Genomic DNA, 20040 nt, shown 5'->3' with positions numbered 1-20040 from the left:
CGGAAGGTCTCGCGGGTCCGGGAACGCGGATCGGGTGGCCGCGACCGAGAATGGTGCAGTGCTGATCCTGCTTCCCCCTTCGGAGACCAAGACCCGCCCGGTGCGCGCGGAGGCCGCGCCGCTCGATCTCGACGCGTTCGGGATGCCGGAGCTCACCGACTCCCGCCGCATGATGCTGCGCGCCGCTGTGCGCACCGCCGCGGCCCATGGCGGAGCGGACAAGCTCGGCGTCCCGGCCTCCTCCCCCGAGCTCGTGGAGCGGATGGCGCAGCTCGAGGAGGAGCCGACGGACGCGCCGCTGAGCGTGTACTCCGGGGTCCTCTACGACCAGCTGGAACCCACCCACGACCTCGGCGACGACCGACGGATCCTCGTGCAGAGCGCGCTGTTCGGACTCGTGGACGCGGCGACCGACCGGATCCCGGCCTACCGGCTGTCGGCCGCCTCGACCGTGTCGCGCCTGGGCAAAGCGGGATCCTGGTGGGCGCCCCGCCTGAAGCCGGTGGCCGCACGCCTGCGCACCGAGCTCGCGATCAGCGGCTCGCCGCTGGTCATCGACAGCCGGTCCGGTTCGTATCGCTCGATGATGACGATGCGCAGCGGGGGCGACGTGCGGGTGCTGGAGGTGTCCCCCGTGCAGGAGCGCGGCGGAGTGCGGAAGGTGATCTCCCACGATGCGAAGCGGTACCGCGGGCTCGTCACCCGCGCGCTCGTGCAGGCCGAGCACACTCCGACGACGGCCGACGAGGTCGTCGACGTGGTCCGTGCCGCGTTCGGCGCTGCGCTGCAGGTCGAGCTCGACGGCGACCGGCTGGTCGTCGTGGACCGGGTGGGCTGAGTTCGGCGGGATGGGTGTCCTCAGCCGGCGCGGCCGCCCCACGGATCCGTGGTCTGCTCGCTGATCAGCACATCCAGCTCCGGGGCGGTCTCCGCGAGCAGCTCCTGCGCGAGAGGCAGCCAGAGGGCCTCGCTCGCCGCATGGGGGACGTCGACGAGTGCGGGCACGGCGAGGTGATCCGCGGCGGTCTCCAGATGCTCGAGCGCGGGATGATGCCGCAGATCCGAGGTGATGTACGCATCGACCTCGGCGGCGACGGCAGCCTCCAGGAAGGAGTCTCCGGCGCCGGGGCACACGGCCACCGTGCGGACCTCGCGCTCGGGATCCCCGGTGTGCACGATGCCGCGCGCGGTGGCCGGGACGATGTCGGCGACCGCGGAGGTCAGGGCTGCGACGGTCGTCGGGGCCGGGAGAGCACCGACCGCACCGAGACCGAACAGTGCCGAGCCGTGGGCGCCGTCGTCGGCCTCACGACCCGGTGCCAGCGGGCGCGCATCGCGGAGGTCGAGGGCGCAAATCCAGGCCCCGACGGTGCCGCGGGTGGACCGGTCCACGTTGGTGTGCCCGCACCACAGAGCGGTGCCGGCTCGCAGCAGATCGGTGACCACTGCGCCCTTGCCCTGATCCGCCGGCAGGAAGCTCGCGCCCCGCAGCAGCAGCGGATGGTGGGTGATCAGCAGCTGCGCTCCGAGGTCGACCGCCTCCCGGGCCACGGCGACCGTGGGATCGACGGCCAGCAGCACCCGGGTGACCTCGGCGGTGCGCCGCCCGAGCACCAGGCCCACGCGGTCCCAGTCCTCCGCCCAGGCGAGCGGGAACGCCCCCTCCAGGATCCCGGTGACGGAGCCGACGGTCGCAGACAGCTCAGGCATCACGCCTCCAGCGTCCGGATCTCGACGAGCGCGGCCTGGTACGCCTTCCACGGCATGAGGACGCACTTGACCCGGGCCGGGAACTTCGCGGCGCCCAGCAGGGCCACGCCGTCGCCGATCAGATCCTCGTCGCCCTCGATCCGGCCGCGGGATCCCATGGCCGCCTCGAAGTGCTCACGCACGGGCTCCACCTGAGCGACGGTCTGCCCGATGAGGAGGTCCGCCATGATCGATGCGGCGGCGCGGCTCATGGCGCAGCCGATCGCCTCGTAGGAGACGTCCTCGATGCGCTGCTCCTGGCCGTGGCCGGAGAGCCGCAGGCGCAGCGTGATCTCGTCGCCGCACGTGGGGTTCACGTGGTGGACCTCCGCCTGGAACGGTTCGCGCAGCCCCGCATGCAGGGGACGCTTGTCGTGCTCGATGACCAGCTCGGTGTAGAGGGAGTTCAGGGCAGAGCTCATGAGAACGCTCCGAAGAAGTCGGCGGTGTGCGCGACGCCCGCGATGAGGGCGTCGACCTCCGCGGCGGTGGTGTGGACGGAGAAGCTGGCCCGAGTGGTGCCGTGCAGACCGAACCGGCGGTGCAGCGGCCACGCGCAGTGGTGGCCCACCCGTACCTCGAGGCCGAGGGAGTCGAGCACCTGGCCGACGTCGTGCGGATGCCGGCCGGCGAGATCGAAGGACACCGCGCCCGCGCGGTCCGGCCCGGCCGCCGGGCCGATGATGCGCACGCCGTCGATGCCTGCCAGGCCGCGCAGCGCACGGTCGGTCAGCGCCTGCTCATGCTCGGCGATGACACCCATGCCGAGGGCGGAGAGATAGTCGCAGGCCGCCGCCAGGCCCACGGCCTGGCTGATCGGCGGGGTGCCGGCCTCGAAGCGGGCGGGCGGCTCGGCGTACGTCGAATGGTCGAGATGGACGATCTCGATCATCGAGCCGCCGGTGAGGAAGGGCGGCATGGCCGCAAGATGCTCGTAGCGGCCCCACAGCACCCCGATTCCGGTGGGTCCGAGCATCTTGTGCCCGGACAGCGCCACGAAGTCGACGCCGAGCTCGGCGACGTCGAACGGCATGTGCGGCGCGGACTGCGCGGCATCGAGCACGGTGAGCGCGCCGACGGCCCGAGCAGCCTCGACCAGCCGCGCGACCGGGTTGACGGTGCCGAGCACGTTGGACTGGTGGGCGAAAGCCACCACCCGGGTCCGTTCGGTGAGCAGCGACTCCAGGTCCGTCAGATCCAGGGTGAAGTCATCGGCCATCGGGATCCAGCGCAGCGTCGCCCCGGTGCGCCGGGCGAGCTCCTGCCACGGCACCAGGTTGGCGTGGTGCTCCATCTCGGTCACCAGGATCTCGTCGCCCTCGCGCACCCGCAGATGCGCCGGGGTCGAGGCGTCACCGTTGCCCAGGGAAAACGCTACGAGGTTCAGCGCCTCCGTGGCGTTCTTCGTGAAGACGACCTCATCGGGCGAAGGGGCACCGAGGAAGCGCGCGACGGTCTCTCGTGAGTCCTCGTAGGCATCTGTCGCCGCCGACGCCATCCGGTGCGCTCCGCGTTTGACGGCGGCGTTGTCGTGGGTCAGATAGGCGACCTCGGCATCGATGACCTGACGGGGGCGCTGCGAGGTGGCACCGCCGTCGAGGTAGATCATCGGGGTCTCCGGATCCAGCATGCGACCCAGGATCGGGAAGTCAGCCCGGATCGCCTCGATGTCGAACGGTCTGCTCGGTGCATTCACCTGCGCGTTTCCTCCTCCATGCGATGCCGTGGGCGGGGCTCTGACCAGGACCGGAAGGGACTGCTCGGCCCGCGCACGACGCTGATCCCAGTATAGGAACCGTCCAGGCTGCGCCGGGCTGCCGTGAGACGCTGTCCACACCAGTCCTCGCCCGTCCCGTTCATTCTCGGAGGATTCGCCATCGACACCCTCATCCTGCTCGCCTTCGGCGTCGCCACCATCGGCATCCTCGCGGTGGCGATCTACCGGATGATCTCCCTGCGCCGACGCACCCGTGACGAGGCACGTGCGGCCGGATACCCCTCCGGCGAGATGCCCCGCACCGAGGAGCAGAAGGCGCGGGACGGGCAGACGGCGAAGATCTGGGGCTGCCTCGTGCTGCTGGTGCCCTGCGCACTGGTCCTGCTGTACGTCGTCTCGCGCTGAGCGGGGCGGGCGTTCCCGCTGTCGTGCCCAGGAGCGGACGGGAGCCTGCCCTGTCGCCACGGCACTCCCCGCGGCCGTGTGCTCAAAATACGCTCGACGACGCCGAAAGACCCCTGACTCCGCACTCCCGGTGCAGGTCAGGGGCCTTCTCGTGGGTGGGTCGTGAGGGGCTCGAACCCCCGACCTCCTGGGTGTAAACAAGGGGGTCTACAATCTGAGGGAGAGCCGGAAACGCCTATGACCTGCGCATACAGCCGAATGGGCGTGCACGCTCTAGAATGTTTGTGAACACACCAACAAACACACTCGAGGGGGATGCAGTGGCCAAGGAGAAGAAGCGCCGGCAAGTGGGAACCGGCACCGTCTATCAGCGGAAGGACGGCCGCTGGATCGGCCGCTACCGCAACGGCTTCACCACCTCCGGCAGCGTCGCCTACAAGTCCGTCTCCGCGACCACCGAGGATAAGGCCCGCGCCGCGCTCAATAGCGCGATCAGGAACCGCAAGACCGAAGAGGACGAGGGCATCGACCCGAAGATGACCGTCGCCCGATGGCTGAACATCTGGCTCCCCATCCGCAAGACCAGGGTCGCGCCGAAGACGTACACCGACGACGCATCCATGTGCCGCCGCTGGATCATCCCTGCGATCGGTGCGCGCAAGCTGTCCGAGCTCACCCCCGCCGACCTCCGCAAGATCACGGCCGCGATCAAGAAGGGCAAGCCCGGGAAGCCCGCACCGGGACAGTCGACCGTGCGCCGCTCCCACGAGGTCATCACCGCCGCACTCAAGGCGGCATCCGTCGAGGGCTACTCGATCTCGCACCGCCTGTTCCTCGTAGACGCGCCCACGAAGGGCGTATCGGACCGGACCGACATTCCCGTCGACGAGGCCCTCCTGATCCTCAAGGCCGCCGAGACAGACCCGTACGCCTCCCGCTGGGTCGCCGCGATCCTCAACGGCATCCGACAGGGCGAAGCACTCGGCCTCACCTGGGACCGCGTCAACCTCGAGGCGGGCGTGATCGACGTGTCCTGGCAGCAACAGGAGCTCGTCTACGAGCACCGCTGCTCGGACGACCCCGAGAAGCCGACATGCGGGAAGAAGCGCGGCGCGGCATGCCACTCGCGACAGTTCCGCGTCCCCGACGGTTACGAGTACGTGCAGATGGCCGGCCGCTGGCACTGGATCCGACCGAAGACCCGCGCCGGCAAGCGCCTGATCCCACTCGTGCCATGGATGGTCGAGGCCCTCCGGCAGTGGCGTCTCGTCGCCCCGAAGTCCGCCCTCGGCCTGGTGTGGCCGGCGCCCGACGGCGGCGTTCGCGAGAAGGAAGCCGACCGACTCGAGTTCCACACCCTGCAGAAGGCCGCGGGCGTTTCCCATCCCGGCGGGCGGTTCTATCACGTCCACGAGGCCCGGCACGCGACGGCGAGCATCCTGCTCGCGATGCGCGTCGACACCCAGGTCATCATCGCGATCATGGGGCACAGCTCGGTCCTGTCCAGCCGCACCTACATGCACACCGACCTGGACATGATGCGCACCGCGCTCGACGGCGTTGCCGAACGCCTGCAGCTCAGCGCCTGACATGCACGCAGCCCCCTCTCGCCAGATCGGCGGGAGGGGGCTTTCGTTGTGTCCTCAGACTGCGGCGCGCTCGAAGATGAGCGTCTGGGAGTGCTCGGTGTCCTTCGACTGAGAGGCCAGCTTGTATCCGCGCTTCTTTGCGCCGAGCACGACGTCCTCGAAGGGCAGAGACTCCATGTTGATCTTGAAGACGACGTCGTCTTGGCCGTCGAACGCCTCGTCGAGGATCGCGGGTGCGTTGGCCAGAGCCTTCTTCTGGGCTCGACTGGTGCCGATGATCAGCGCGATGGCGAGCCAGCCAGCAAGACAGACGCCGGCGATGATGGCGAGGACGAAGAAGATTATGATGCCCACGGCGGGCCTCCTGTGGAGTCGTGTCCAGAAAGTTATAGGTACTGACCAGTAGTGTCGGGGGCTCCCCGTAGGATTCGAACACACGTTCGAACACTAGGGGGAGCCCATGAAGCCTGCGTCGGTGCTGGAGCTGGCCCGCGAAGCTCGTCTACTCGGAGTCCGCGTCCATGCGCTGTTCTGCGCGGTCGAGGACGACTGCGGGTGTGATGCCGATCGCAGCACAGATGCGCTTGAGCGTGGTTGACGGTATGTCGCGGGTGCCGTGCAGGTAGCGGTGCAGCTGCGTCTTATCCATGTCGATCATGCGCGCCACTGAGGCTGCACTTCGACCGGAGGCGGCAATCTCTGCCCGTAGTTGCTGGCCAACAGCGCGTAGGTACTTCTCGTCTTCTGTCATGCCAGAAATGTACCACGCGGACAACAACGTATGCCAGAGCGGCTACTAAGGAACATTCGTATAACGCCGGTTGCGTTGACCGTCTGGCATCCGTACTGTTGTCCACATGGCAACCACACAGACACCCCTCACCGAGCTGATCCAGTCTAAGGGATTCAGCACCCACGGCCTCGCACAGGCCTCCGGCATTCCGAACACCACCCTCCGGCGACACCTCGCGGACGGCGACTTCACAGTCACCCAGCTCCGCCGCATCGCCCGGACACTCGAAGTGTCCACTCCCCTGGTCCTCTCCCTCGCAGAGAACAGCGCCGTCGAGCACAGCCGCTCCGCCGCCTGACCACCGCGCACAGCGCACCCCACCCCGCACCCGCAGTACCGGCCCGTTGGCAACCCGACGGACGGCTCCCCCTCGAAGGAGACCCCATGTCCACGCATGGATTCGAGCGGCGCATCGCAGAGATGTGCCCCGCTCTATCTCGCGGCCAGGTCAAGAAGGCCGCCAAGAAGACCGCCCACCTCGCAGACAAGCTGCAGACCGTCGAGGACTTCGAGCGTGCGCTCAGGATCCTCGGCATCAGCAGTGATCCCACCGCCCTCACCGCCATCAAGAACATGGAGACCGCAGCATGAATGACCTCATCCCCATCAGCCAGAACGACGACGGCACGATCGCCGTCTCCGGCCGCGCACTCCACGCCGGACTCGAGGTCGCGACGAACTATACGACGTGGTTCAAGCGCATGGCCGACTACGGCCTGATCGAGGGCGAGGACTACGTTTCCACTTCTGGAACCGTACCCACGGGCCGCGCAGATCGCTCCTACGAGCAGACCGACCATGCTCTGACACTGGACGCCGCGAAGGAGATCGCGATGGTCCAGAGGACCGAGCGCGGGCAGGAGATCCGGCGCTACTTCATTGCCGCCGAGAAGCGTCTCCGCGAGGTCGCCGCCCCTCAGGTCCCCCGCACCTACGCCGAGGCACTGCGAGCCGCGGCAGACGCCGAAGAGGAGAAGCTCGCTCTCGCCGCGACCATCGAGCAGCAGAAGCCGATGGCCGACTATCACGAGCGGTTCATTTCCGAGCAGGACGACATCGTCACCGTCGACAACTTCGCCGGCCAGTACGGATCGACCGGCCCGACCGTCCGAGGCCTCCTTGCCGACTCCGGCCTCGCCGCACGGAAGCTCGTCGGCAAGCGCTGGTCCCGCTCCAAGGGTGAGCTGGAGAAGGTCTACGAGTGGCGTTCCCGCCAGGGCCTCGCGACCTCCGAGTGGTTCGACCTTCGCCCCCAGCATGACGCGCCCCGCCTCCACAACGGCCAGGTGCGCCAGACGCTCTACATCCGCCAGTACTACGCCGAGCAGCTCGCCGTGAAGCTCGGCCTCGCCCAGCCCGCATTCGCCATCCCTGCCTGAGGAGCCCCCGTGTTCGACGAAGACGACATCGAGTACATCCACAACGATCACCCGACCCGGCTCTACCGGGTCAACGTCACCGGCTACCACGCCCCGCACCCCGGAGCGATCGAGGCGTTCGAGCAGAGGTTCCCCGGCGAGGACTTCTTCACCCCCTCCGTGAGCCGGACGTACCGCTCCCTCTCCGGCGCCCGCGACAGGGTCAGCCTCCTCGACTACAACGGCGTCGCCGCCGAGGTCGTGATGGCTGATATCGAGTGGCGACTGCACGAGACGAAGGACGAGAAGATCGCCCGTCTCGAAGCCGAGATCGCGGAGATGAAGCGCTTCTAACCCCCGCACTCCCCCGACCCCGTCACAGCAGGTGGCGGGGTTCTCTCATGCCCAGAAAGGCACCCCCATGGACCACCAGAAGATCATCCGACTCCGACACCAGGCCGCCGACGCACGCGAACTCCACGAGAAGGCGTACGTCCAGCCCGACGACCTCGACGCACTCCTCGATCTCGCGCTCGCCCAGATCGAGCAGGCGTCATGAGCGCCGCACACATGGCCCCGCCGTGGGCCCTGCAGATGCAGGCCGAAGCCGACCGAGCCGAGACCGCCCTGACCGCCCGCGACATCGCGCGCGGCGCCTACGAGGACGTTGTAGGCCCCCACGCCCAGACGCACAGGAGCGACCGATGAGCACCAAGACGCAGACCCACTTCACCGCCGACGAAGCCGCCGACTACCTCCGCGTGTCCCGGCGCGAGATCGACCGGTGCACCCGCACCACCGAGCCCCTCGACTACATCCCATCCGCCGCGGTCGGAGAGAAGCGCACCAAGCGCCTGTTCCGCCGCGTCGATCTGGACGCCTGGATCGAACGACACATGGAGGACGCGTCATGACCACCACCCCGAACCCCTCCCCCGGCCCGTTCATCCCGAAGCGTGAGCCTGCGCTGGGTGCGGGCGTGAATGACGACCGTATGGAGGCCCGCTCGCGTATCGCGGACATGATCCTGCGCAACGGCATCAGGGACGAGGGCTTCGTCATGAACCTCATGGACCGGATCGAGCTCGGCCCCGACTTCGACAAGGAGGACGAGTCGTGATCGATGACCTGATCCTGACGCTCGCGGTCGGTGGCCTGTACGTGGCCGGCTCGATCGCCCTGTCCATCGTTGCCGTGAAGCTTTGGCTCGACTGGCAGGAGCGGCGACATGGCGGATGACGTATTGGCCGCGATGCTCGCGGCCATCGAGCGCAGGGCCGACGACACGGACCTCCCCCGCATGCCGCGCAACGCCCGCAGCACCGCGAACATCAACAACCCGATGAAGCCAATCCCCCAGCGGCCTGATCGCCGCACCCAACGCAGCTACGCCGACCCGACTGGCGAGACCGCCGTCGGCAACAGAAAGAGGAAGCGATGACCAGTATTGACCGCCGCCACCGCGGCCGAGCGATCCGGCGCAACCGGAAGCGCCGGCCAGGCACGCATCTCGCGTTCGTAACGATCGAAGCCGATCTGAGTGGGTTTGTACGCGCCATCAATCGCGCAGCCAAAGCATTCGGCCGCGCCTACCAGCACCCCCGTCAGGTCATCCACAACGGAAGGAAGCCGTGATGCCGCAACTCGCAGAGAACGCCGTCGAGGCGACATGCAACGGCAAGCGCGCGGCCACTGAGCCGTGGGTGCGCCTCACCCGTCACGAGACCGCCGTGAACCGTGCAGGCGAAGCGATCCTCCACGGCTGGCGCGAACCGTTCGACCTCTGGGAAGCCGTGCAGTACCAGGGCTTCCGCCGCCGATACATGGAAGGGGTGACGGGATGAGCCTGACCTTCAACGAGTCGTCACATCGGTATCGGCTGGATGGGAAGCCGGTCCGCTCCGTTACTGGACTGATCGGTGCTGGGGTGCCGAAACCGGGGCTCATGTACTGGTCCGCGAACCAGGCTGCTGAGGCTGCTGCCGATTGGGCCGCATCCTTCAAGGAACTCCCGCCCTCGGAGGCGGCATGGAACCTCGCCAGCATCGACCGGGACGCGCTGTACGAGACCTGGCGGAAGGCACCTTGGAAGAAGCGGGACGAGGCCGCAGTGCGAGGCACCGCAGTACACGCCCTAGCGGAACGGGTCGTGCACGGCGAAGACGTCGACGTGCCCGACGACCTCGTGCCTTACGTCGAGGGGTACGTGAAGTTCCTCGACGAGTGGGAGATCGAACCCGTCTCGACCGAACGCTCCGTCGCCTCTCGCGAGCACAACTTCTCAGGCCGCTACGACCTCATCGCACGGTCCCCCCTCCTGTTCGACGGGGAGCCGTTCTCGGCTGACATCAAGACGTCGAACAAGGTCTATGCCGATACCGCAATGCAGGTCGCGGCATACAGCAGAGCCGAGTTCCAGGTCACCGACGACGACCCCGACGCCGAGCTCCCAATCCCTGACGTCGCCGGGGCGATCGTCGTGCACGTCACCAGCGAGGGCACCACCCCGTACTGGCTCTGCCGAAACCGAGAGGAGATCGACGCAGCGTTCAGCCTATTTCTCTCGGCCTACGCCGTAGCCAAGCGGCCCAGCGGAGATCTCAAGGAGGTGCAACGTGACTGAGGAGTGGAGGTCCGTTGTCGGCCACGAAGGCCTGTACGAGGTCAGTGACCAGGGACGCGTCCGCAGCCTCGACCGCGAGGTTTGGAACCCACGCGGGTTCGTCGCAAACCGGAGAGGCGTGACCCTCCGGCCCGCACTGAACCATGGCGGCTACCCGTTGGTGACCCTCTACTCCGGCGGGCGCACCCGCAAGACCATCCAGGTGCACAAGCTGGTGCTCGAGGCGTTCGTGGCCCCGAAGCCTCCCGGCACCGAGGCGCGCCACCGCGATGGCAACCCCGAGAACAACGTCCCGAGCAACCTCATGTGGTCCACGCACTCGAAGAACATCGAGGACCAGATCCGTCACGGCACACACAACATGGGGTCCCGGACCCATTGCAAGCGCGGGCACGAGTTCACGCCCGAGAACACAGCGCAGTACGGGCACTCCCGCGTGTGCCGCACCTGTAGGCGAGCGATCAACCTCGCCGGATACCACCGAAACAAGACCCTCAAGGAGGTCACCCGATGAGTGAAGTCATCGTCCATCAACCGCAGCACGCCATGGATCTCGAGCAGCAGATGAGCTACTCGAAGGCGCTCGCCGCCGCGTCGATCATCCCGAAGGCGTACCAGAACCAGCCCGCAAACATCCTCGTCGCCATCGGCTACGCGCAGGCGCTCGGCGAGCACCCCATCGCCGCCCTGACCGACGTGTACGTCGTCGAGGGTCGCCCGTCGATGTCCGCGAGCATGATGCACCGCCGCGCGCTCGAGGCCGGCCACCGCGTCCGCGTCACCTCCACGGACTCCGAAGCGGTCGTGTCGATCTGGCGAAAGGACGACCCGCAGCACGAGCACAAGATCGTCTGGACCCTTGGCCGCGCGAAGCACGCCGGACTCATGGGCCGCAAGGGCCCCTGGCAGTCCTACCCCGCCGCGATGCTCCGCTCCCGCGCCGTCTCCGAGGCGTGCCGCATGGCGTGCCCCGAAGTGCTCGGCCCCGCGAAGTACACGCCCGACGAGCTCGGCGGCGACTTCATCGATGCGCCCGAGGGTGCCCCGGCCGCGTTCGCCGCGCCCGGCCCAACCACGAAGGTCTCCCGCAAGAAGAAGGAGCCCGAGCCCGTCGACGCCGAGGTCGTGCCCGAGAACACCGACGCCGACACGCACGGTCAGGACGAGCTGCGGGAAGCAATCCGGGGTGACGGGATCACCGAGCCGCAGATGAAGAAGCTGTGCGCGCTCCTCACCGAGAACGGCATCGACGTGCAGGCCTACGGCCCGATGTCGCAGATCGTGGGCCGCGACATCACTAGCAAGACCGACCTGAGCAAGGACGAGGCCGCCCGCCTCATCGACTCCCTCGAGACCCGACTGAACCAGGAGAGCAACTGACATGACCGTGATCTACGAAGGCAACGCCACGAAGGAAGCCGAAGTCCGCTTCACGAACAGCGGCAAGGCCGTGGCGTCGTTCAACCTCGCGGTGAACACCCGCTCAAAGGACCAGCAGGGGAACTTCCAGGACGACCCGCCTCTGTTTGTGAAGGTCACCGTATGGGGCAAGCCCGCCGAGGCCGTCTCCGAGTCCGTGAGGAAGGGGACTCGCGTCATCGTCGCCGGTCGCCAGCGGATGACCGAGTGGACCACGCGGGACGGCGAGACTCGCCAGGATCTCGAGGTGACCGCTGATCACGTCGGTCTCGCGCTCACGTTCGGTCCCGCCCAGCACGTGCAGGGACAGGCCAGGCAGTCCGCGCCCGCTCCCGCGAACGACCCGTGGGCCGGCGGCGGCAACCAGGGCGGGTACGACGACCCGCCGTTCTGACCGCCTGACCCGCACGACCCCTGAGGCCTTCACCGATCTGGTGGGGGCCTTTCGTATGCCTACTCGCAGCTACTCGCAACCGTTTCGAGTAGGTAGCCCCGATGGTCGCAGGCCGGGTTCGACTCCCGGCCGGGGCGCTTATCCACATCCTCATCCACAACTGAGAGGTAACCGCTATGCGATCCCATGGCACTCGCTCCAAGTATTCGATCGACTCGTGTAGGTGCACGGACTGCACCCGTGCGAACGCTGACTACCAGCGGGACTACTACCGGGGCGGTGGATCCCGCACGGTCGACGCGGCACCGATCCGTGAACACCTACTCGCGCTCAGGGCGGACGGATGGACGCAGGCCGCGATCGCCACCCATTCCGGGTACGGCATCTGGACGATCAAGCACATCTGTCAGGGCCGTGCGCAACGCGTCCGCGAGGCGACCGCAGTGGACCTGCTGTCCATCCCCGTCAGGAGCGCCGCCGCGTGATGTGTCCGCACCTCGTCCGGGGCCGACGCCCCTGCACCCGCCCAGAAGGGCACCCACTCCCCCATGTCGCGGGGTTCACCAGGAAGGAGACGCCATGATGCCCGATCACGGAACGCGCCGCCGCTACGGGCGGGGCTGCAGGTGTACTCCCTGCCGTGACGCGAACGCCGCCTACGGCCGGGAGCTCCGGGCCCGCGCCGGCCTACCTGACCCGAAGCCCGTCCGCGCCCGAGACCTCTCGGCACCGCCGCCGCAGGGCCGCGTGGCTGCTCGCCTCGAAGACCTCGAGTTCCTGCTCGACGTTGGCGAGTACCCCGACCGTGCCATCGCGCGGATCGGCTGGTCTGTCGCCGGGGCGAAACGGAATCTGCACCGGCGTGGCCGGCACGATCTCGTGGCCCGGATTACGGAGCGGGTGGCGTCATGACCCCCGACGACATCGAACTGCTGTGGCGGTTCAAGGGCGGCCACTCCCTGGCCCGCATGGCAGCCCACCCGGGACAGGGGTTCTCGTCCTGGCGACAGTCGATGCACGGCAGCTACGCATGGCCCGCCCAGATCGACACGAAGCCGGACGGCATCCACGTCACCGACCGGGAGACCGGCGACCACCGCGTCATCACCTGGAAAGCGATCAAGGCCCACGTGCTCGCCCACACCACCGACGAGACCCGCGACTGGATCCGCGCCGTCGACGCCGAGTGGTGCCGGGTCAAGTCCCAGCCGGACGTTAAGCCCGGGCAGTGGCGCTACTTCACCGACGAGGAGGAGGCCCGGATCCGGCAGTGCGAGCGATGGCTCGACCACCTCGCCCGCATCGTCTGGGATCCCGCACTCGTCGCCCCACCTGAACCCGAGCAGCTGGACATGCTCGCCCTACTCGAGGAGATGACCTCATGACCACTGTCAAGGCCGCCGAAGCGGCGCTCAAGGCCTGGGACCTCGCGCACCAGGTCCAGCCCACCGACCCCGGGCTGCAGTCCATGCGATTCCACGAAACGCAGGCGAAGCGAAACAAGGGCATGCGCTCATACCTGAACCGTCTGGGCCGTGAGTCTCGGGAGCGGGAACGCCTCGAGGAAGCAGTGAATAAGGCGCGGCGCGAGGAGCGGGAAGCCGCACGCGCAGCCCTCACCCCCGTGGATCCTGCCCGACTCAAGGGCGCGTCCCTGGTGATGGTCCGTCGCCATACCGGCCTGTCCTGGCATCGCGTGGTCCGCGTCAACGCGAAGACCGTCACGTGCTGGGCCGCGCCTGGCATGGACCAGCCCCGCTTTCCGCACGACCAGATCGTCGATGTTCGCAAGGAGGACCCGTCATGACCACGATTCAACGCATCCAGCACGCGATCACGACCCTGTTCTACCCCGGCTGTGGCGGCGACTTCCCGGAGCCGTGGCAGCGGGTCTACATGTGCACCTGCGGTATTGAGCTTGCGTTCGACGAGCAGGGCCTCGGTTCCGCTGACGTGGAGTCCGCGTTCGCCGAGCACATGCGCGACGAGGCCAGGTACGCCGACTGGATGCGCGACCGACCAGTGACCCCCTACTGCCACCAGGAGGTCACCGACGAGGACGGCCACCTCGAGGCCTGCAACCACCCCGCCACCAGCACCCGCACCGATCCCGAGGACGGGCACGAGTACCCCGTCTGCCACATGCACAGAACCCGATCCCCCGAAGGAGCATGACCATGATCGACCACGAACTCACCGACCCCGCCGGCGGTGCCCTGACCATCACCCACGACCACCAGGGCGTGTGGATCACCGCGACCGAGGACCGCGACGAGGTCACCGTCGGCCCGTTCCCCGTCACTTCCCTCACTGAGGCCGTCACTGTAGAAAGTGACGCCGAAGTGAGCGGCGACCTGATGGACGGTGGCGTGACCGCTGCCGCTATCGAAGCCGAGGTGGTCTCCCCCGAACGGGCACGATCCCTCGTTCAGGAGAACGACGAGCTGCGCTCACGGATCGGACGAGTCGAGGAAGCACGCGACCTGTACCGGCACGACGTGATGACCGCCGAACGACGCGAGCAGGAGTTCGCCGACCGCACCGAGAAGGCCGAGCAGGAGCGGGACTCCGTGCAGGCGGCGATGTCCCGAGCGATCGAGGAGAACCTCCGTCTCCGCACCGAGAACCCCCGCCCCGAGAAGTACGACGCGCACGCAGAGGCAGCGGAGAAGGTCGGGGCACTCCTCCGGGCCCGCACCGTCGATCTGGTGGAAGCCCTCGCAGAGCGGGACAAGGCGCGTCGGGAGCGGGACCATGCGCACAAGTCGTTGAAGGAGTCGGACGCGGCCCTGCGCGAGATGAGGGAGACCCCCCGCCCCCTCACCGCCGACGACATCACTGACGAGATGGTGAAGCGGGGTGCGGAAAGGTTCAGGGGCCTGCCGACCGCGTTGAGCGCTCATGCCCGCGTACGCACCATCATTCGTGCCGCTCTCACCCCGCCCCCGTCCCGCCCCGAAGGAGCCGAGGGGCTGGACGAGGTGCTGCGAACGTTCCCCGGCACGCTCGCGGGCATCAGGGACATCTCTGACCACCTCGCCTCCCATGGCATCCGGGCTGGCGGTGACTCGTGACCATGACCCGAGCCAAGGTTTGGCGTCGCGAACGGGACGGGATGTGGCGCGTCATGTTCAGCCACATCGGCGGCCACGTGTGGACGGGACTGCGCGCCTACCCCACCCACGCCGAAGCTCTCGCGCACGCCCTGGCCGAGGTCGGCCTCACCGAGAAGGAGCAGTCATGAGCTGGCAGGACCGCATGGACGAGGCAGAGCAGGCCTGGCTCGACGGAGACATCTCCTACGCCGAGGCGTGCGAGATCGCAGAGGAGATGGAGCAGTCATGAACACCGACGCATTCACCACCGCCGCACGCACAGAAGCCGGGGCCCTCTACGCCGTGGATTGGGATACCCCCGCGTACTACGACGGAGAGGACCGGCGGGAGGCCGAGCAGTTCTTGGCCGGTGCCGAGTGGGCGCGGGATCACCTCGCAGCACAGGAGCCCACCGACGCCGAGGTCGAAGCCGCCGCACTGGGAGTGCTTGCCTACCTGCAGGGCTACGACCTCGCGAACGAGGAGGACCGAACGGAAGTTCTCGCCTGGTGGAACAGGATGGGCGAGGAGGCGCGGAACAGCAGGCTTGCTACTGCCCGCGCCGCTCTCACCGCCGCGAGAAAGGCCCGAGCATGACCACCGAGCAGCGCCGCGCCCTGGCGGACACCACCCCCACCACCGAGGTCATCCGCGACGCCGTCACGTACCCGCGTGACCGCCTCGGAGAACCCCTCGACATCAGCGCCGAGCGGTTCGACGCGTGGCTCGCACAGGTGAAGCGTGACGCCGCCCGTGCAGCACTCGACGGGCTGATCGAGCAGGAGTGGAAGAACTACGCCAAGGGTGCAGATCAGTGCGGGCATGCCAGGCACGCCGCCCAGGAATACCGCGACACCCACTACCCCGAGGAGACCCCGTGACCTACCCGAGCATGGACGACCTGCACCGCGCTGGGGCAGAAGCCCACCTATGCCCGATCCAGTGGCGCATGGACGCAATGGTCGCGTCCCCGCCCTGGCATGGCCGGATGCTGTACCGGCTCGCCCTGCCCGTCGCCCGCGTGATGACACGAATCGAGAGAAAGCGATGACCACCATCGACCGAGACCGAGACCGAGACCGACTCCGCAGGCTCGCAGACGCCGCGACCCCTGGGCCGTGGGTAATGGACGACGACTCACGCGGCCTGGTTGGGCCGTGGATCGACGGGGTGTCCGAGGAGGGCACCGCCCGGGAGATCGCGGACTGCACGTGGACCGATGAGGCCGATGCCGAGTTCATCACCGCAGTCCGCGGAGCCGTCCCGGCCCTGCTCGACGCGCTCACTCGTGCCGAGGCTCAATCCGAGACGCGACGACAGCAGACCGCCTACTGGCAGGAGAGGGCCGAAGGATTCGAGGCGCGGATCGCTGACGCACTCGCCCTCTGCGACGAGTGGGCAGCGATGGGCACCCGCCAGATGAGCATCGGAGCTGTCCGCCGCGCACTCGACGGAACCGTGACCCCCGACCCGCAGTAGCAACACCGCCGCACCGATCACAAGGCCGTTCCTGATGGGGCGGCCTTCCTCATGCCCAGGAGACCCCTCATGGATGAACAACGTCCAGCGATCGTCCTATCAGCCGTCCGGCGCCTCGCCGCCGACCACATCCGCCGCGGCGTCATGATCGACCCGAAGCTACTGCAGGACATCTGCGAAGGGCGCAAGGGATGAGCCGCACCCGCGCCTCCGCCCGCGCAGCTGGTGCCCGCTTCGAACGCCAGATCGCTGACTGGCTCGCCGAACACCTCGACGACCGCATCGACAGGCGGGTGAAAACAGGCAGCAAGGACCGCGGCGACATCGGCGGCGTCAGACACCGCGGGCGCCGCGTCGTCCTCGAGCTCAAGGACACCGCCCGCACCGACCTCGCCGGCTGGATCCGCGAGGCCCACCTCGAGGCAGGCAACGACGACGCCGCGATCGGCGCAGTCATCGCGAAGCGCCGCGGCACTGCGGACCCCGCCGAGCAGTGGGTCCACATGACCGTCGCCGACCTCGCCTGGCTCCTCGGAGCCGACCACCCCACCTACGACGAATGAGGAGCCACCGTGCCCTGCCCCCACTGCGCTGACACCGTCCGCCCCGGCCACTACTGCCCCGAGTGCGGACTGCTCAACCCCGACGACGACGAGGAGGACTGACGTGGCACCGAAGAAGAAGCTCGACGGCGCGTACTACGCCCGCCTCGCCCTCGACTACTTCGATCACCCGAAGATCGGGGTGCTGTCCGATGCCGCGATCGTCGCCCACCTCGAGATGATCGTCTACTCCCGCCGGTACCTGACCGACGGCGAGATCCCTAACCGAGTCGCTAACCGAGTCGGTTTCGAAGTGCTCGCCGAGTTGGCTTCCAACGATCCCGACAACCCCTCCATCGTCATCAACGACGACGGCAGCGTGACCCTCCACGGATACGCCGATGCACAGGAGACGAAAGAGGAAGTCAAGGGAAGACAGCAGGTCAACGCGAGAAACGGCGCGAAGGGCGGCAGACCGAGAAACCCAGTCGCTAAGCGAGCGGAAACCCAGTCGGTTAGCGAAACGAAACCCAGTCGCCAAGCAGAGGAAGAGGAAGAGGGAGAGGAAGAGATACCTCTTACGTCGGAGGTCGCTACCGCGCCCCCACGACCAGAGATCGAAGCTCTCTGCACCCTCCTCGCCGACCTCATCGAGCACAACGGATCCAAGCGCCCCGCCATCACCCAGAAGTGGCGAGACGCAGTCCGCCTCATGCTCGACCGCGATGGACGCACTACCGAGCAGATCGCCTACCTCGTCAACTGGTCCCAGGCCGACGAGTTCTGGCGATCCAACATCCAGTCCATGCCGAAGCTGCGCGAGAAGTTCGACCAGCTCCGACTCAAGGCCCAGCAGCCTGACCGCACACAGCGCCGCGGCGTCGGCCTCCAATCGTCCATGGAAGGCCTCGCCTTCTTCCAACCCCAGGAGAACCAGTGAACGAGTTCGAAGCCGGGAAGATCCTCGCCATGGTCGCCGGAATCGACCATCGCGTCCCACCCCTCGACCGCACCCGCCCCGACGAACGTGTCCCCGTCTGGCAGCAGGTGCTCGAGCCCCTCGACTACGCCACGGCCGAGAAGGCTGTCCTCGAGATCGGCCGCGACCCGGGACTGGTCGCCATCCGACCCGGCGACATCTTCCAGGCCACGAAGCGCGTCATGCGCCGCAACCTCGACCGGGCGGACATCGCCGCCATCGAACCGCCGGACCAGATCGGTGACAACCCGATCGACACGGACACGACGCTCGCATGGCGACGCGCCCTCGTCCGCGCACTCGGCCGGGGCGCGGAACCGTCCGCGGCCCGGGACGAGGCGGACCGAGCTGTCGGTGCCCACCGCCGCGCGATCGGCCCTACCGAGCAGCGGGACGTCCGCGCGCTCGTCGCTTCCACCCTCGCCCAGCGAAAGGACACCCCGTGAGCGCCCACGACCACAAGACCCACAACCCGTACCGCTTCCGCTGCGGCCTGTCCCGCGAGGAAGCCCTCCTCGCCCGAGACCCCGAAGACCTGACCCTGTCCGAGCTGGCCGACCTCGCATTCGGCCCCATCCCCCCGAAGGAAACCCGATGATCACCCAGCCCACCGTGAAGATCTCCATCAGCCTGACCAGCGATGGTCAGCTCGACTTCGACAACAAGGGCAGCAGCCCGGAGACGACTACGCATGACCAGTGCCGTGCGCTCATGCTCGGCATCTTCGTGCTCTGCCAGCAGGCAATCGGCAGTAAGCCCAACGACGAAGTGATCGCGGATCTCCAGGCCTGGGCCGACGAGGTGATCGCATGACCGACGCCAACTCCGTCATCCGATCCGTGAACCAGGCCGAGGAGATCCACGACGGCCTCAAGGTGCGCGGCGAGATCCGATCCCACAACGGCCCCGCAGCCCCCGGTGCGTCCGGGTCGCGCCCGCCCACCGATATCAGCATGCTTGACCTCGCCGTCCACATCGAAGAGTTGCTTCAATCGTGGTCCCGGCTCGTCCACGAGGAGTCCAGCGACGACCTGCCAGCCGACAACCCCACGGCGCAAGCGCTGTTCATGCGACAACGAGCCATCTGGATCGCGGGCGCAGCATGGGCACCCGACATGCTCGACGAGCTCGACGACGCCACACGCAAGGGCACCGGCATGCTCGGCATGCTCCCGCCCCGCACATATATGCCCGAGCCCTGCGGGATCTGCCATGCAGTCCAGTGGATCTATCACGAGCGACCACCCGTCGTGAGGTGCCAGGCGGGCCATGAGAGTGAGCTGCAGGAGCACCTGCAGGGCCGCGAGGCCGAGACGGTCACGCACGCCGAGGCGGCATGGGTGCTCGGCATTACGAGACGGGGCGTCGGCATGGCAGTCAAGCGAGGGAGGCTCACAACAGGAGCGGACGGCAGGGTCACGCTCGAGTCCGTGCGCGTCCGACTTGCAAAAGCGAGCATGTGCCCCTAATCTGTAGTTGCCTGGAATTACTGTCTCCGACACTCAAGCCTCGACCACTGCGGTCGGGGCTTCTTCTGTATCCAAGACCGGCGATGTAACCGAGCGTCAGCACGGCGAACCCCGGCACCCAGCCCTCGCTCGAGCGCACCAGCTCGCGGGCAGCACCCCACCGGCACCGCGCACACCTGCCGTACCCACGGCCCACGCGAGCCACAGGGTGCCACGCCCCGGCCCCAACACAGGCCGGGGCGCAGACCACCGGGCACACGCCCATCCAGCCCGCCCCCGACCGGACGCGACCCGGCCGGGATGGCGGGTGCCAACGTACGGGAGGTCGGGATGGCCAGGGCCAAGCACCCATGCGCCCAAGCCGGATGCCCGACACCAGTCCCCGCAGGCACCAGTCGGTGCCCAGTGCACACCCGAGCACGGGACAAG

Annotated in this window: 42 protein-coding genes; 37 read left to right on the top strand and 5 right to left on the bottom strand. The window is 67.9% G+C overall.

The window, feature by feature from the left end:
• Positions 1-58: 58 nt before the first annotated feature.
• On the top strand, positions 59-838 hold the full coding sequence (locus INT49_RS07380; RefSeq protein ID WP_193117089.1) for a YaaA family protein: 780 nt from the start codon (positions 59-61) through the stop codon (positions 836-838).
• 20 nt (positions 839-858) lie between these two features.
• Here the strand turns inward: INT49_RS07380 and INT49_RS07375 are convergent, their stop codons facing one another.
• The 3 genes from INT49_RS07375 to INT49_RS07365 are packed head-to-tail and all read right to left on the bottom strand — an operon-like array spanning position 859 to position 3445.
• The gene (locus INT49_RS07375; RefSeq protein WP_193117088.1) at positions 859-1710 is read right to left on the bottom strand and encodes a Nif3-like dinuclear metal center hexameric protein; all 852 of its coding nucleotides are present in this window, start codon (positions 1708-1710) and stop codon (positions 859-861) included.
• Positions 1710-2171, bottom strand: coding sequence for a Fe-S cluster assembly sulfur transfer protein SufU (sufU, locus tag INT49_RS07370; RefSeq protein WP_193117087.1), 462 nt, complete (start codon positions 2169-2171; stop codon positions 1710-1712). The genes INT49_RS07375 and sufU overlap by 1 nt, the downstream gene beginning before the upstream one ends.
• Positions 2168-3445 carry an aminotransferase class V-fold PLP-dependent enzyme gene (locus INT49_RS07365; RefSeq protein ID WP_193117086.1) on the bottom strand — a complete coding sequence of 426 codons (1278 nt, stop codon included), beginning with the start codon at positions 3443-3445 and terminating at the stop codon, positions 2168-2170. Before INT49_RS07365 ends, sufU begins: the two co-directional genes overlap by 4 nt.
• Positions 3446-3568: 123 nt before the next feature.
• Here INT49_RS07365 and INT49_RS07360 point away from each other — a divergent pair, with 123 nt between their 5' ends.
• Positions 3569-3871, top strand: a complete 303-nt coding sequence (locus INT49_RS07360; protein WP_193117085.1) for a hypothetical protein — start codon at positions 3569-3571, stop codon at positions 3869-3871.
• A gap of 320 nt (positions 3872-4191) precedes the next feature.
• The gene (locus INT49_RS07355; protein WP_193117084.1) at positions 4192-5460 is read left to right on the top strand and encodes a tyrosine-type recombinase/integrase; all 1269 of its coding nucleotides are present in this window, start codon (positions 4192-4194) and stop codon (positions 5458-5460) included.
• Between the two features lie 54 nt (positions 5461-5514).
• Here the strand turns inward: INT49_RS07355 and INT49_RS07350 are convergent, their stop codons facing one another.
• Complete coding sequence (locus INT49_RS07350; protein WP_193117083.1) at positions 5515-5814, bottom strand: hypothetical protein; 300 nt, start codon at positions 5812-5814, stop codon at positions 5515-5517.
• Between the two features lie 148 nt (positions 5815-5962).
• Positions 5963-6211 carry a helix-turn-helix domain-containing protein gene (locus INT49_RS07345; protein WP_193117082.1) on the bottom strand — a complete coding sequence of 83 codons (249 nt, stop codon included), beginning with the start codon at positions 6209-6211 and terminating at the stop codon, positions 5963-5965.
• 106 nt (positions 6212-6317) lie between these two features.
• Here INT49_RS07345 and INT49_RS07340 point away from each other — a divergent pair, with 106 nt between their 5' ends.
• The 34 genes from INT49_RS07340 to INT49_RS07185 all read left to right on the top strand — a co-directional run bounded on the left by INT49_RS07340 (position 6318) and on the right by INT49_RS07185 (position 19611).
• Positions 6318-6551, top strand: coding sequence for a hypothetical protein (locus tag INT49_RS07340; protein WP_193117081.1), 234 nt, complete (start codon positions 6318-6320; stop codon positions 6549-6551).
• Positions 6552-6637: 86 nt separating this feature from the next.
• On the top strand, positions 6638-6844 hold the full coding sequence (locus INT49_RS07335) for a hypothetical protein (RefSeq protein ID WP_193117080.1): 207 nt from the start codon (positions 6638-6640) through the stop codon (positions 6842-6844).
• Positions 6841-7632 carry an antA/AntB antirepressor family protein gene (locus tag INT49_RS07330; protein ID WP_193117079.1) on the top strand — a complete coding sequence of 264 codons (792 nt, stop codon included), beginning with the start codon at positions 6841-6843 and terminating at the stop codon, positions 7630-7632. Before INT49_RS07335 ends, INT49_RS07330 begins: the two co-directional genes overlap by 4 nt.
• Positions 7633-7641: 9 nt before the next feature.
• On the top strand, positions 7642-7965 hold the full coding sequence (locus INT49_RS07325) for a hypothetical protein (protein WP_193117078.1): 324 nt from the start codon (positions 7642-7644) through the stop codon (positions 7963-7965).
• A gap of 67 nt (positions 7966-8032) precedes the next feature.
• Complete coding sequence (locus INT49_RS07320) at positions 8033-8170, top strand: hypothetical protein (RefSeq protein ID WP_193117077.1); 138 nt, start codon at positions 8033-8035, stop codon at positions 8168-8170.
• The gene (locus tag INT49_RS07315; protein WP_193117076.1) at positions 8167-8319 is read left to right on the top strand and encodes a hypothetical protein; all 153 of its coding nucleotides are present in this window, start codon (positions 8167-8169) and stop codon (positions 8317-8319) included. Before INT49_RS07320 ends, INT49_RS07315 begins: the two co-directional genes overlap by 4 nt.
• Entirely contained in the window at positions 8316-8525 is a 210-nt protein-coding gene (locus tag INT49_RS07310; RefSeq protein ID WP_193117075.1) for a helix-turn-helix domain-containing protein, read from the top strand. The genes INT49_RS07315 and INT49_RS07310 overlap by 4 nt, the downstream gene beginning before the upstream one ends.
• Positions 8522-8731 (top strand): hypothetical protein, encoded by a 210-nt coding sequence (locus tag INT49_RS07305; protein WP_193117074.1) that lies wholly within the window; start codon positions 8522-8524, stop codon positions 8729-8731. The genes INT49_RS07310 and INT49_RS07305 overlap by 4 nt, the downstream gene beginning before the upstream one ends.
• On the top strand, positions 8728-8850 hold the full coding sequence (locus INT49_RS21395) for a hypothetical protein (protein WP_264298755.1): 123 nt from the start codon (positions 8728-8730) through the stop codon (positions 8848-8850). Before INT49_RS07305 ends, INT49_RS21395 begins: the two co-directional genes overlap by 4 nt.
• On the top strand, positions 8840-9052 hold the full coding sequence (locus INT49_RS07300; RefSeq protein ID WP_193117073.1) for a hypothetical protein: 213 nt from the start codon (positions 8840-8842) through the stop codon (positions 9050-9052). The genes INT49_RS21395 and INT49_RS07300 overlap by 11 nt, the downstream gene beginning before the upstream one ends.
• A complete protein-coding gene (locus INT49_RS07295; protein WP_193117072.1) occupies positions 9049-9246 on the top strand; it encodes a hypothetical protein in 198 nt (65 codons plus the stop codon). Before INT49_RS07300 ends, INT49_RS07295 begins: the two co-directional genes overlap by 4 nt.
• Positions 9246-9455 (top strand): hypothetical protein, encoded by a 210-nt coding sequence (locus tag INT49_RS07290; RefSeq protein WP_193117071.1) that lies wholly within the window; start codon positions 9246-9248, stop codon positions 9453-9455. The genes INT49_RS07295 and INT49_RS07290 overlap by 1 nt, the downstream gene beginning before the upstream one ends.
• Positions 9452-10234, top strand: coding sequence for a hypothetical protein (locus tag INT49_RS07285; protein WP_193117070.1), 783 nt, complete (start codon positions 9452-9454; stop codon positions 10232-10234). The genes INT49_RS07290 and INT49_RS07285 overlap by 4 nt, the downstream gene beginning before the upstream one ends.
• Positions 10227-10748 carry an NUMOD4 motif-containing HNH endonuclease gene (locus INT49_RS07280; protein WP_193117069.1) on the top strand — a complete coding sequence of 174 codons (522 nt, stop codon included), beginning with the start codon at positions 10227-10229 and terminating at the stop codon, positions 10746-10748. Before INT49_RS07285 ends, INT49_RS07280 begins: the two co-directional genes overlap by 8 nt.
• Positions 10745-11614 carry a recombinase RecT gene (locus INT49_RS07275; RefSeq protein WP_193117068.1) on the top strand — a complete coding sequence of 290 codons (870 nt, stop codon included), beginning with the start codon at positions 10745-10747 and terminating at the stop codon, positions 11612-11614. Before INT49_RS07280 ends, INT49_RS07275 begins: the two co-directional genes overlap by 4 nt.
• Position 11615: 1 nt before the next feature.
• Complete coding sequence (locus INT49_RS07270) at positions 11616-12047, top strand: single-stranded DNA-binding protein (protein ID WP_193117067.1); 432 nt, start codon at positions 11616-11618, stop codon at positions 12045-12047.
• A gap of 176 nt (positions 12048-12223) precedes the next feature.
• Entirely contained in the window at positions 12224-12532 is a 309-nt protein-coding gene (locus INT49_RS07265; RefSeq protein ID WP_193117066.1) for a helix-turn-helix domain-containing protein, read from the top strand.
• 94 nt (positions 12533-12626) lie between these two features.
• Entirely contained in the window at positions 12627-12959 is a 333-nt protein-coding gene (locus INT49_RS07260; RefSeq protein WP_193117065.1) for a hypothetical protein, read from the top strand.
• Positions 12956-13432 (top strand): hypothetical protein, encoded by a 477-nt coding sequence (locus tag INT49_RS07255; RefSeq protein ID WP_193117064.1) that lies wholly within the window; start codon positions 12956-12958, stop codon positions 13430-13432. Before INT49_RS07260 ends, INT49_RS07255 begins: the two co-directional genes overlap by 4 nt.
• On the top strand, positions 13429-13854 hold the full coding sequence (locus INT49_RS07250; protein WP_193117063.1) for a hypothetical protein: 426 nt from the start codon (positions 13429-13431) through the stop codon (positions 13852-13854). The genes INT49_RS07255 and INT49_RS07250 overlap by 4 nt, the downstream gene beginning before the upstream one ends.
• Positions 13851-14222: a hypothetical protein gene (locus INT49_RS07245; RefSeq protein WP_193117062.1), complete on the top strand. Its 372-nt coding sequence runs from the start codon at positions 13851-13853 to the stop codon at positions 14220-14222. The genes INT49_RS07250 and INT49_RS07245 overlap by 4 nt, the downstream gene beginning before the upstream one ends.
• A gap of 2 nt (positions 14223-14224) precedes the next feature.
• A complete protein-coding gene (locus INT49_RS07240; RefSeq protein WP_193117061.1) occupies positions 14225-15121 on the top strand; it encodes a hypothetical protein in 897 nt (298 codons plus the stop codon).
• The gene (locus tag INT49_RS07235) at positions 15118-15291 is read left to right on the top strand and encodes a hypothetical protein (RefSeq protein WP_193117060.1); all 174 of its coding nucleotides are present in this window, start codon (positions 15118-15120) and stop codon (positions 15289-15291) included. The genes INT49_RS07240 and INT49_RS07235 overlap by 4 nt, the downstream gene beginning before the upstream one ends.
• Before the next feature lie 97 nt (positions 15292-15388).
• The gene (locus INT49_RS07230) at positions 15389-15739 is read left to right on the top strand and encodes a hypothetical protein (RefSeq protein ID WP_193117059.1); all 351 of its coding nucleotides are present in this window, start codon (positions 15389-15391) and stop codon (positions 15737-15739) included.
• On the top strand, positions 15736-16023 hold the full coding sequence (locus INT49_RS07225; RefSeq protein WP_193117058.1) for a hypothetical protein: 288 nt from the start codon (positions 15736-15738) through the stop codon (positions 16021-16023). Before INT49_RS07230 ends, INT49_RS07225 begins: the two co-directional genes overlap by 4 nt.
• Entirely contained in the window at positions 16020-16193 is a 174-nt protein-coding gene (locus INT49_RS07220; RefSeq protein WP_193117057.1) for a hypothetical protein, read from the top strand. Before INT49_RS07225 ends, INT49_RS07220 begins: the two co-directional genes overlap by 4 nt.
• Positions 16194-16267: 74 nt before the next feature.
• Positions 16268-16621 carry a hypothetical protein gene (locus tag INT49_RS07215; protein ID WP_193117056.1) on the top strand — a complete coding sequence of 118 codons (354 nt, stop codon included), beginning with the start codon at positions 16268-16270 and terminating at the stop codon, positions 16619-16621.
• A gap of 69 nt (positions 16622-16690) precedes the next feature.
• On the top strand, positions 16691-16816 hold the full coding sequence (locus INT49_RS21385) for a hypothetical protein (RefSeq protein WP_264298754.1): 126 nt from the start codon (positions 16691-16693) through the stop codon (positions 16814-16816).
• On the top strand, positions 16813-17184 hold the full coding sequence (locus tag INT49_RS07210) for a hypothetical protein (RefSeq protein ID WP_193117055.1): 372 nt from the start codon (positions 16813-16815) through the stop codon (positions 17182-17184). Before INT49_RS21385 ends, INT49_RS07210 begins: the two co-directional genes overlap by 4 nt.
• Positions 17185-17287: 103 nt before the next feature.
• Entirely contained in the window at positions 17288-18103 is an 816-nt protein-coding gene (locus tag INT49_RS07205; protein WP_193117054.1) for a hypothetical protein, read from the top strand.
• Entirely contained in the window at positions 18100-18588 is a 489-nt protein-coding gene (locus tag INT49_RS07200; protein ID WP_193117053.1) for a hypothetical protein, read from the top strand. Before INT49_RS07205 ends, INT49_RS07200 begins: the two co-directional genes overlap by 4 nt.
• On the top strand, positions 18585-18740 hold the full coding sequence (locus INT49_RS07195) for a hypothetical protein (RefSeq protein ID WP_193117052.1): 156 nt from the start codon (positions 18585-18587) through the stop codon (positions 18738-18740). The genes INT49_RS07200 and INT49_RS07195 overlap by 4 nt, the downstream gene beginning before the upstream one ends.
• A complete protein-coding gene (locus tag INT49_RS07190) occupies positions 18737-18955 on the top strand; it encodes a hypothetical protein (protein WP_193117051.1) in 219 nt (72 codons plus the stop codon). The genes INT49_RS07195 and INT49_RS07190 overlap by 4 nt, the downstream gene beginning before the upstream one ends.
• Positions 18952-19611, top strand: a complete 660-nt coding sequence (locus INT49_RS07185) for a hypothetical protein (protein ID WP_193117050.1) — start codon at positions 18952-18954, stop codon at positions 19609-19611. The genes INT49_RS07190 and INT49_RS07185 overlap by 4 nt, the downstream gene beginning before the upstream one ends.
• The last annotated feature ends 429 nt before the right edge of the window (positions 19612-20040 follow it).

The organism is Brachybacterium tyrofermentans, assembly GCF_014897585.1.
In the GTDB taxonomy this organism is placed as follows: Bacteria; Actinomycetota; Actinomycetes; order Actinomycetales; family Dermabacteraceae; genus Brachybacterium; species Brachybacterium tyrofermentans.
Note: the sequence above shows the minus strand (reverse complement) of the source record. Positions and strands in the feature narration are given on the sequence as shown.

Coding starts and splice junctions, on each gene's coding strand:
- INT49_RS07375 (WP_193117088.1), bottom strand. CDS start 1,710: ATGCCTGAGCTGTCTGCGACCGTCGGCTCCGTCACCGGGATCCTGGAG.
- sufU (WP_193117087.1), bottom strand. CDS start 2,171: ATGAGCTCTGCCCTGAACTCCCTCTACACCGAGCTGGTCATCGAGCAC.
- INT49_RS07345 (WP_193117082.1), bottom strand. CDS start 6,211: ATGACAGAAGACGAGAAGTACCTACGCGCTGTTGGCCAGCAACTACGG.
- INT49_RS07340 (WP_193117081.1), top strand. CDS start 6,318: ATGGCAACCACACAGACACCCCTCACCGAGCTGATCCAGTCTAAGGGA.
- INT49_RS07335 (WP_193117080.1), top strand. CDS start 6,638: ATGTCCACGCATGGATTCGAGCGGCGCATCGCAGAGATGTGCCCCGCT.
- INT49_RS07330 (WP_193117079.1), top strand. CDS start 6,841: ATGAATGACCTCATCCCCATCAGCCAGAACGACGACGGCACGATCGCC.
- INT49_RS07320 (WP_193117077.1), top strand. CDS start 8,033: ATGGACCACCAGAAGATCATCCGACTCCGACACCAGGCCGCCGACGCA.
- INT49_RS07315 (WP_193117076.1), top strand. CDS start 8,167: ATGAGCGCCGCACACATGGCCCCGCCGTGGGCCCTGCAGATGCAGGCC.
- INT49_RS07310 (WP_193117075.1), top strand. CDS start 8,316: ATGAGCACCAAGACGCAGACCCACTTCACCGCCGACGAAGCCGCCGAC.
- INT49_RS07305 (WP_193117074.1), top strand. CDS start 8,522: ATGACCACCACCCCGAACCCCTCCCCCGGCCCGTTCATCCCGAAGCGT.
- INT49_RS07300 (WP_193117073.1), top strand. CDS start 8,840: ATGGCGGATGACGTATTGGCCGCGATGCTCGCGGCCATCGAGCGCAGG.
- INT49_RS07295 (WP_193117072.1), top strand. CDS start 9,049: ATGACCAGTATTGACCGCCGCCACCGCGGCCGAGCGATCCGGCGCAAC.
- INT49_RS07290 (WP_193117071.1), top strand. CDS start 9,246: ATGCCGCAACTCGCAGAGAACGCCGTCGAGGCGACATGCAACGGCAAG.
- INT49_RS07285 (WP_193117070.1), top strand. CDS start 9,452: ATGAGCCTGACCTTCAACGAGTCGTCACATCGGTATCGGCTGGATGGG.
- INT49_RS07275 (WP_193117068.1), top strand. CDS start 10,745: ATGAGTGAAGTCATCGTCCATCAACCGCAGCACGCCATGGATCTCGAG.
- INT49_RS07270 (WP_193117067.1), top strand. CDS start 11,616: ATGACCGTGATCTACGAAGGCAACGCCACGAAGGAAGCCGAAGTCCGC.
- INT49_RS07265 (WP_193117066.1), top strand. CDS start 12,224: ATGCGATCCCATGGCACTCGCTCCAAGTATTCGATCGACTCGTGTAGG.
- INT49_RS07260 (WP_193117065.1), top strand. CDS start 12,627: ATGATGCCCGATCACGGAACGCGCCGCCGCTACGGGCGGGGCTGCAGG.
- INT49_RS07255 (WP_193117064.1), top strand. CDS start 12,956: ATGACCCCCGACGACATCGAACTGCTGTGGCGGTTCAAGGGCGGCCAC.
- INT49_RS07250 (WP_193117063.1), top strand. CDS start 13,429: ATGACCACTGTCAAGGCCGCCGAAGCGGCGCTCAAGGCCTGGGACCTC.
- INT49_RS07245 (WP_193117062.1), top strand. CDS start 13,851: ATGACCACGATTCAACGCATCCAGCACGCGATCACGACCCTGTTCTAC.
- INT49_RS07240 (WP_193117061.1), top strand. CDS start 14,225: ATGATCGACCACGAACTCACCGACCCCGCCGGCGGTGCCCTGACCATC.
- INT49_RS07230 (WP_193117059.1), top strand. CDS start 15,389: ATGAACACCGACGCATTCACCACCGCCGCACGCACAGAAGCCGGGGCC.
- INT49_RS07225 (WP_193117058.1), top strand. CDS start 15,736: ATGACCACCGAGCAGCGCCGCGCCCTGGCGGACACCACCCCCACCACC.
- INT49_RS07215 (WP_193117056.1), top strand. CDS start 16,268: ATGGACGACGACTCACGCGGCCTGGTTGGGCCGTGGATCGACGGGGTG.
- INT49_RS21385 (WP_264298754.1), top strand. CDS start 16,691: ATGGATGAACAACGTCCAGCGATCGTCCTATCAGCCGTCCGGCGCCTC.
- INT49_RS07210 (WP_193117055.1), top strand. CDS start 16,813: ATGAGCCGCACCCGCGCCTCCGCCCGCGCAGCTGGTGCCCGCTTCGAA.
- INT49_RS07190 (WP_193117051.1), top strand. CDS start 18,737: ATGATCACCCAGCCCACCGTGAAGATCTCCATCAGCCTGACCAGCGAT.
- INT49_RS07185 (WP_193117050.1), top strand. CDS start 18,952: ATGACCGACGCCAACTCCGTCATCCGATCCGTGAACCAGGCCGAGGAG.